Raw genomic sequence first — 7,939 nt, 5'->3', positions numbered from 1 at the left:
AGGGGTGAGCCTGCTCGCGATCGCTGTGCATCAGTTCAAAAATAATCGACTGACACACCGCTATCGCGAGCAGGCTCGCTCCTACAGGGGGTTGTGTTCAGCCAGTGGAAAATTGCGAAGGCGCGACGCCCAGCTCTCGGCGAAACATGTCGCTGAAGCTGCTCGGTGAATAGCCCAGTTCACGAGCGATGACGCTCACCGCCACGCCCTGAATCAACGCCGCCACCGCCGTCGCCAGTTGCACTTGGCGCCGCCATTCGGCGAAGCCCATGCCGAGGCTGTCCTTGAACAACCGCGCCAGAGTGCGCACGCTGGCGCCGGCGTTTTCCGCGTGCTGCTCGAACGGGATCTCCAGTGACGGCGCGGCCATCACTGCCTGACACAGGTTCATCAGACGCCGGTCGGACTCATCCGGCAGTGGGATCTTCAGTTGCGAACGCCTTGCCCGCCGCAACTCCAGCAACGCCAGCCCGACCAGCGCCTCGTAATACTCAGCCTCGCCATCATCGCCCTGCGCCACCAGCCCGACGATCAACTCGCGCAGCAAACCGCCGACTTCGATCACCTGCACCGTCGCATCCAGCGTCGCCGCCAACGCCGGGCGCAGGTAGATATTGCGCATCTGCAAGTCCGACACCACGCGAATCCCGTGGGGCATCCCCGGCGGCAACCACACCGCCCGCTGCGGCGGCACCACCAGTGCTTCGTGCGGGGTTTCCACCCACATCACCCCGCTCATCGCATACAGCAACTGCCCCCAGACATGCTCATGCGGCTCGATGAACAAACCACGCGGGTACGTCCGCGCCAGCGGTTGCACGGGCACATCGGTGTCGGTCAGATCAGGGGGCGCGGCGAGGGCCATGGCGAGTGTTCACAGGGGGTTGGAGAAGCCGCCATGGTAACCAGCACGCCCCGCCCTCGCCAACCATAGATACCGTCGGACAATCCAACTGAATTTTCTCGGCACAGCGCGATCCGTTTATTACCACAGGGAGGAATACGGGCTTTATGAACAACGCAAAACTTTACGTCATCGACTACACACTGCATGGCACCCCCAAGTCGTTCATTATCCGCTCGGACAAAATGGACAACGCCGAAGCCTGGCACTGGGCAAGCTGCGACGCGGGCGTGGGTCGCATCCCGCGCTTCGGCCGCGAGAAAGTGCAAAAGACCAGCAAACCGATGGCAGAAAAATTCGGCCTGGAAAACGTCACCTGGCGCCAGACCAACTGACCCCATCGCCTTCACCGCAGGCTTGGCAATCGCAAGAGGGAATCGACGATGACCGACACTTATCACCCGGCCCGACTGGATTACGGCCTGACCACCTTCTTCGGCCAGATCAGCAAAACGGTGGATTGCGAGGTGGCACTGGAAACGGTGGCGGATGACCCCTACCGCTTCACCTTGTGCGTCCAGGCACCGGTGCCGGAGGATCTGGACCAAGCGAAGATCGTGGTGGTCAAGGTCAAGGGGCGAACGTTGCAAGGCGCGGTGAGGCACTTTGAGCGCCGGGAAGACGACAGTCTGAAAATGGAATTGGAGCCTGATTAGGCTCCACTTTTTTTGCCCTGATTATTTCGGATGGGCGCAACCGCAGCCCTTCATCGCACATTCTTCACCGTGCTTGTGGTGATGAGCGCAGGCCTCACAGCAATAGTGTTTACCGTGCACAGCATAGGAATGTTCGCCCTCTTTGAGGGTGCAGTTGCAGCCGGGGCAGTCGCATTTTTTATCGGACATGGGACAGACTCCTTGCGGGTGGTTGTCTGGGACTTGCGGGCGAGCCGTGATATCAGTGTAGATGCTGTCCAATGGCAACGAGACTGATACCCCATGGAAGTGCTGCGACAAATAATGGGGTTACACCAGTTCGTCTGAAATCCGCCAATTCAGCACTTCTGACTCCCGCACGGCTGGTTGGCTATAACTGTCATTTCAAAATATGCTAAAAACCTGTCATTTATGACAGTAGACCGAAAAAACCATAGCAATACATTCTTCCTGAATGCCAGATAACTAGCACTATCAGGAACAATGCAGATGAACGCCTTATATTTCGGCTCAATTATTTACGTACTTGGCGGCATTATTCTAATGATGACATATTCATTGGAAACCATTTCAAATAAATACTGGACACGCTTATACACAATCGCCGCTCTCATCGCTGCAGCATGCACTTTATTCATAACAGGCAGCATTGAAAGCATTGTCATGCCAACAGCATTTTCGCTTTTTATTGGAGTACTTGCCCGCTTTAGCATGCCGCGCTACACACTATTTGGGATTTACAACCTGATGTTCACTGCCTGTTACCTGTCATCACTGGCGATTTTCATGGCAGCGCTTATCCATCAAAGCCAGTGGAGTAAAACAGCTGAGATAACGGCCTACGTGCTACTGACTGCTGCGACATTAGTCACGGCATTCGACATGCTATGGAGCGGTATCATGGAGCTGCCGGAACTCCCACTGAAGTATATTAAGCGTAACCACGCCTTACAAACTTCAGCTCTGCAAAAAAACAAAATATCACCAAAAATATCCATACACGTGCCTTGCTACAAAGAACCCCCCAGCCTGGTTATCATGACACTGAACGCCTTAGCAAATTTATCCTATGAAAATTACGAAGTCATCGTAATCGACAATAACACCAAAGATGAAAATCTTTGGAAGCCGGTACGATCCCACTGCCAAAAGCTGGGTAAGCGCTTTAATTTTTATCATGTCGACCCTCTTTCAGGAGCCAAAGCGGGCGCAATGAATTACGCTTTGCGGCATACGGATCCTGCGGCAGAAATAATTGCATCTGTTGATGCAGATTACATAGCACATCCTGAGTTTCTGTCTTCGCTTATCCCCCTGTTCAGCGATCAAAATGTATCCTTCGTACAATCCAGCCACGATTATCGTGAGTGGCGAGACAATCTTTTTCTATCAGGAGTCTATTATTTCTACTTGCGGAAACAAAAAATAGTTCACCCCGTCATGAATGAGTTCAACTCAGCCAATCTCGTAGGCACCATGTGTTTGATTCGCAGAAAAATGCTTGAGGAGGTCGGTGGTTGGGCTGAGTGGAGCCTTACGGAAGACGATGAACTATCGGTTCGCCTGCTGGCACGAGGTTATATCGGACACGTGTTCGCTGATACATGGGGACGCGGCTTGATACCCAGCACATTTGAAGGCATTAAAAAACAGATGTTTCGCTGGCAAGCTGGCCCCATTCAAGAACTCCAAAAAAATTGGCGCTTGCACATCAGCTTAGTAAAAAACAGCAACCTGAGTTCAACACAAAAAGTACTTCGATTAAAGCGTCTGATGGGAGAAGCAGCGCCAGGTTTTCTGCTAGTGCCTAGTCTCGTGACAATATCACTCGGAGCTTACCTGGCCAAAAACGACATAAAGATAGAGATCCCCAACAGCATATTATTATTCCTGATCTGCGCACCTTACATGAGACAGATCAAGAGATGGATTACTTTGAAACATCTCAAAGGAAACAGTGCACGCAATTTTATAATGACAATCATGATAGAAAACGCATTGCAGTGGAATACAGCCACCGCTTTCTTCACCCCACTTTTCAAATTAAACATACCCTGGATCAGAACGAACAAGTTCGGCAAGACACACAGCCTGGCAAGAGCCTTTCAAGCTTCTCGCACGGAAATCGTGCTAGCAATAACCCACTTGGTTTCTTCATTGATACTTTTCCAACATTCATCCCTTTATCCGATTGACCTCATCGCATTACTGTCCATATGGTTACTTTCCCAGGCTTTCACTTATTTCTGCGCCCCACTAATGGCAATTATCAGCGAGCTTGAACTACCGAAGGAAAAGTCATCATTTACAACCGCGCCCATACCCGATGACGTAATAGAATGACTATTTCATCTGATATGTATTCATTCACCCAGTCCGCTGCGAACTCCGATACATAAACACCAAAGCCACCGCCAAACAAACCATCGCCAGCATCCGGCTCGAAGACAAGCCGATCGCCGGATTCCCCAACCAGCCAAAATTGTCGATCAACATCCCCATCCCCGACTGCCCGACAATCACCGCCACGGTCGCCACAGCCGTCCCGACCACTGGCACCGCGCCGACCATCACCATCATGTACACCACGCCAAACAGCGCCCCGGTCAACTGCCACTTCGGCACCTCCAGCAGACTCACCGCCTGCGCCGGCTCGAAAAACAGGATCAACAACCCGGTCACCACCGCACCCACGGCAAAGGTCAGCAGACTGCTACGCAGCACACCCACCGTCTCACCCAAGCGACCATTGATCGCCGCCTGAACACTCAACACCGCCCCGGCCAACACCACCACCGCCAACAAAATCACCAGACCCATCATTCACCCCCGAGCAATCAGAACCAAAGCCACCACAATCAAACCCAACGCCAGCCAGCGCTCGCCGTTGACCTTCTTGCGCGTCGCGCCGAACCAACCGAAATGGTCGATCAGCACACTCTTGCCGACCTGCCCGGACAAAATCGCAATCATCGTCATGGCAATGCCGATGTGCGGCGTCGCCAGCGTCAGCACCACCACGTAGATCGGCCCCAGAAATCCGCCGATCAACTGCCAGCGTGGCAGTTCGGTCAGCGCCGGACCTTTTCGCGGGCCGGCGAACAGCAGCAGCAAAAACAGAATCGCCGAGCCCACGCCGAAGATGCTCAAAGTTGCCCACAAATGCCCGACCTGCTCGCCCAGCGGCCCGAGCAACCCCGCCTCCACCGACAAGCCCATGCCGGCGAGAATCACCAGCGGCAGCAACAACAGACGTAACACCGAACGCTTCACTCGTGCCGCGACTAATCCCTCATCCAACGTCTGCATACACAACCTTCCACGCTCATAAACAAGGGCGCGGATTATCGGCTGGCGCCGCTGTGCGATAAATGGGAGCATCCGGACAACACTTTTGCGTAAAACGCACAGCGAGACACAGCATGAACGGGCTTAATGAACTCGGATTCAAGGCGTTACGGCTGTTTGTAGCGGTCCTCGACCACGGCAGCTTTTCCGAAGTCGCCCGCCGCGAAGGCGTGGCGCCCTCGTCTATCTCGCGGCAGATCCAGTTGATGGAGCAGGCGCTGAATCAGCAATTGCTCTACCGCCACACCCGTGCCGTCACCCCGACCGAAGCCGGGCGCACGCTCGGCCATCATGCGCGGTTGCTGCTGGTGCAATTGGAAGAAGCCGAGCAAGCGTTGCAGGAGCAGCAAAGCGAACCCACCGGACTGGTGCGGATCAACGCGCCAGTGGTGTTCGGCCAACGCCACCTGACGCCGTGGCTGGGCGAGCTCTGTGCGCGCTATCCGAAGCTGCAACTGGACATCCAGCAAACCGACCATTACGTCGATCCGTTGCAGGAAGGCGCCGATCTGCTGTTTCGCATCGGTGCGCTGCACGACTCGAGCATGCAGGCTCGGATCCTTGCTCCGCACCGCTTTCAGGTCGCCGCCAGCCCGGCCTATCTGCAGCGCCACGGCACCCCACAGCATCCCGACGAACTCGCACAGCATCAGTGCCTGGCCTACAAAGGCGCGGCCGGTCAGCAGCGCTGGTTTTTCCGCCGCGAGGGCGAGGACTGGACGCCGTACACGGTCAGAGGCCCGATCACCGGCAACCACGCCGACACCCTCACCCAGGCTGCTCGGCAAGGGCTGGGGCTGGTGATGTTTCCGTCGTGGCTGATTGGCGAAGCGGTGCGCGAAGGTACGCTGGTGCCGGTGCTCGGGGAGTATCAGGTGTCGAACAGTCTGGAGCCGCAGCAGATCGCGGTGCTGTGGCCGGGGAGCCGACGGTTGTCGGTGAAGGTGCGCACAGTGATTGATTTTTTTGTTGAATGCTTTGGCGAGATTCCCTATTGGGACAGAGCCTGAAGATCAAGAGCCCCTCACCCTAGCCCTCTCCCGGAGGGAGAGGGGACCGACCGAGGTGTACCACCCCCTGCATCGACCTGAAAAACCGCGTCGATTATGGATTCAAAGCAGGACTTCCAGGTCGGCGTAATCCCGCAATATCCCCCAATCGGTCCCCTCTCCCTCTGGGAGAGGGCTAGGGTGAGGGGCTTTTCAGGCGATCAGATACGGAACTGACCAACCAGCTTGCCCAGCCGCTGCCCCAGCTCCGCCAGACTGCGCGAGGTCTGCGCACCCAACTGCGTTTCATCGGCGACGCTGTCCACCGCCACGGCAATCTGATGCACGCTGCGGTTGATCTCTTCGGCCACCGCCGTCTGCTCTTCCGCTGCGCTGGCGATCTGCGCGTTCATCGAGTTGATCGTCGCGATCAACTGGGCCATGGCATCCAGCGACGCGCCGGCCTGATTGGCCTGTTGGGAAGTGCCGTCGCCGGCCTCGCTGGAGCGGCGCATCGCCTCGACCGCCTGCTGCGTGCCCGCTTGCAAGCGGTCAATCATGCCCTGGATTTCCTGGGTGCTGATCTGCGTTCGGCTGGCCAGCGCGCGCACTTCGTCGGCGACCACGGCGAAACCACGCCCGGCCTCGCCAGCACGGGCCGCTTCGATGGCTGCGTTCAAGGCCAACAGATTGGTCTGCTCGGCAATCGAACGGATCACCCCGAGCACGCCGACAATTGAACTGACGTCCTGCTGCAGGCTGTCCAGCGACACGCCGCTGTTGCGGATGTCATCGACCAGCGCATGAATCTGTTTGATGCTGCCCGCGACCACGCGCTTGGCGCTCTGGCCTTCTTCGTCGGTCTGCTGGGCGGCGACGGCGGCGTTCTGCGCGCTCTTGGCGACTTCCTGGGCGGCAGCGGACATTTCGTTGATCGCCGTAGCGACCTGATCGGTTTCGTGGCGCTGACGCTCCATGGCCTGATCGGAACGCTGCGCCTGTTCCGAGACCTGGGTGACCAGCCCGGTGAGTTGCGTGGTCATCTCGGTGATCTGCCGCACCAGACCGTGGATCTTGTCGACGAAACGGTTGAACGAGCCGGCCAGTTCGCCGAGTTCGTCCTGGCTGGTGATGTTCAGGCGCCGGGTCAGGTCGCCCTCCCCCGCCGCGATGTCGTCGAGGCTGGCTTTCATTTGCGTCAGCGGGCGCAGAATGGTGTTGGCCAGCAGCATGCCCGCCGCCGCGATCACCAGCAGCACCAACACGGCAACGCCGACGATGCTCAGCACCACGCCTTGCACACGCTCCTGCACTTGCGCTTCGACCTGCGCGACTTGCGCTTCGATGCCGTCGAGGTTGACCGAGGTGCCGACCGCCATGTCCCACTTCGGCAGGTATTCGGTGTAGCCGAGTTTCGGCACCAGCACCTTGGCGTTGCCTGGTAACGGCGAGCTGTATTGCAGATAGTGGGTGCCGTCCTTGGCCACTTTGACCAGGCCGAGGTTGACGTAGACGCCGTTCGGATCGCGGTTGTCCTTGAAGCTTTTGCCCACGCCGTCGGGGTCGTTGGCCTTGAACAGGCGCACGGTCTCGGAATCGTAGCCGAAGAAGTAACCGTCCTTGCCGTAGCGGATGCCCGAGAGCAATTTGATCGCCTGCGCCCGCGCCGCGTCGTCACCCGGCGCAGCGGCGTCGTAAAGGGGTTTGATCGTGGTCATGGCCACGGCGACGTAACTTTGCAGGGTGGCTTTGGCATCGCTGAGCAGCCGCTCGCGGGTCTGTTCGACTTCCTTGCGCGCCTGTTCCTGGAGGATGAACAGCGTGGTCACGCTGATGACCAGCGCAAAGAGCAGCACCGGCAGAACGGCAAGGGACAGGACTTTAGCCTTGAGACTCAGGCGCATCAGGGGACTCACTCTTTTGATTTTGTTGGCGTGGTTAAAGGCTTTAACGGCACGCCGGGGCAAAAGTTGAGTCCGGGAAATAACCCGATCCCCTGTAGGAGTGAGCCTGCTCGCGATAGCGGTGTATCAGTCAGCGGA

General features: G+C 57.2%; 9 protein-coding genes and 1 pseudogene. 4 read left to right on the top strand and 6 right to left on the bottom strand.

Annotation, left to right across the window (positions count from 1 at the left end):
* Positions 1 to 97 precede the first annotated feature (97 nt).
* Entirely contained in the window at positions 98 to 865 is a 768-nt protein-coding gene (locus DCO47_RS24160; RefSeq protein WP_116659080.1) for a helix-turn-helix transcriptional regulator, read from the bottom strand.
* Between the two features lie 146 nt (positions 866 to 1,011).
* Between DCO47_RS24160 and DCO47_RS24155 the strand changes: the two genes are divergently transcribed.
* Positions 1,012 to 1,239 (top strand): DUF6555 family protein, encoded by a 228-nt coding sequence (locus DCO47_RS24155; RefSeq protein ID WP_016775403.1) that lies wholly within the window; start codon positions 1,012 to 1,014, stop codon positions 1,237 to 1,239.
* A 48-nt stretch (positions 1,240 to 1,287) separates the two neighbouring features.
* Positions 1,288 to 1,560: a hypothetical protein gene (locus tag DCO47_RS24150; RefSeq protein ID WP_116659079.1), complete on the top strand. Its 273-nt coding sequence runs from the start codon at positions 1,288 to 1,290 to the stop codon at positions 1,558 to 1,560.
* Between the two features lie 21 nt (positions 1,561 to 1,581).
* On the opposite strand, the gene DCO47_RS24145 is transcribed toward DCO47_RS24150, so the two are convergent.
* Complete coding sequence (locus tag DCO47_RS24145; RefSeq protein WP_080902506.1) at positions 1,582 to 1,749, bottom strand: metallothionein; 168 nt, start codon at positions 1,747 to 1,749, stop codon at positions 1,582 to 1,584.
* 300 nt (positions 1,750 to 2,049) lie between these two features.
* On the opposite strand from DCO47_RS24145, the gene DCO47_RS24140 reads away from it, so the two are divergent.
* Positions 2,050 to 3,903: a glycosyltransferase gene (locus DCO47_RS24140; RefSeq protein ID WP_159245487.1), complete on the top strand. Its 1,854-nt coding sequence runs from the start codon at positions 2,050 to 2,052 to the stop codon at positions 3,901 to 3,903.
* A gap of 24 nt (positions 3,904 to 3,927) precedes the next feature.
* On the opposite strand, the gene DCO47_RS24135 is transcribed toward DCO47_RS24140, so the two are convergent.
* Entirely contained in the window at positions 3,928 to 4,380 is a 453-nt protein-coding gene (locus DCO47_RS24135) for a DMT family transporter (protein ID WP_116659081.1), read from the bottom strand.
* 3 nt (positions 4,381 to 4,383) lie between these two features.
* Positions 4,384 to 4,869 carry a DMT family transporter gene (locus DCO47_RS24130; protein ID WP_116659078.1) on the bottom strand — a complete coding sequence of 162 codons (486 nt, stop codon included), beginning with the start codon at positions 4,867 to 4,869 and terminating at the stop codon, positions 4,384 to 4,386.
* 113 nt (positions 4,870 to 4,982) lie between these two features.
* Between DCO47_RS24130 and DCO47_RS24125 the strand changes: the two genes are divergently transcribed.
* A complete protein-coding gene (locus DCO47_RS24125; RefSeq protein ID WP_116659077.1) occupies positions 4,983 to 5,918 on the top strand; it encodes a LysR family transcriptional regulator in 936 nt (311 codons plus the stop codon).
* A gap of 200 nt (positions 5,919 to 6,118) precedes the next feature.
* On the opposite strand, the gene DCO47_RS27660 is transcribed toward DCO47_RS24125, so the two are convergent.
* Positions 6,119 to 6,874 carry a methyl-accepting chemotaxis protein gene (locus DCO47_RS27660; protein WP_370593524.1) on the bottom strand — a complete coding sequence of 252 codons (756 nt, stop codon included), beginning with the start codon at positions 6,872 to 6,874 and terminating at the stop codon, positions 6,119 to 6,121.
* A gap of 102 nt (positions 6,875 to 6,976) precedes the next feature.
* Positions 6,977 to 7,801 (bottom strand): annotated as a pseudogene (locus tag DCO47_RS27655) (cache domain-containing protein); the annotation flags it as partial.
* Positions 7,802 to 7,939 lie beyond the last annotated feature (138 nt).

The sequence above is a fragment of the Pseudomonas sp. NDM genome, assembly GCF_003105095.1.
In the GTDB taxonomy this organism is placed as follows: Bacteria; Pseudomonadota; Gammaproteobacteria; order Pseudomonadales; family Pseudomonadaceae; genus Aquipseudomonas; species Aquipseudomonas moraviensis_A.
Note: the sequence above shows the minus strand (reverse complement) of the source record. Positions and strands in the feature narration are given on the sequence as shown.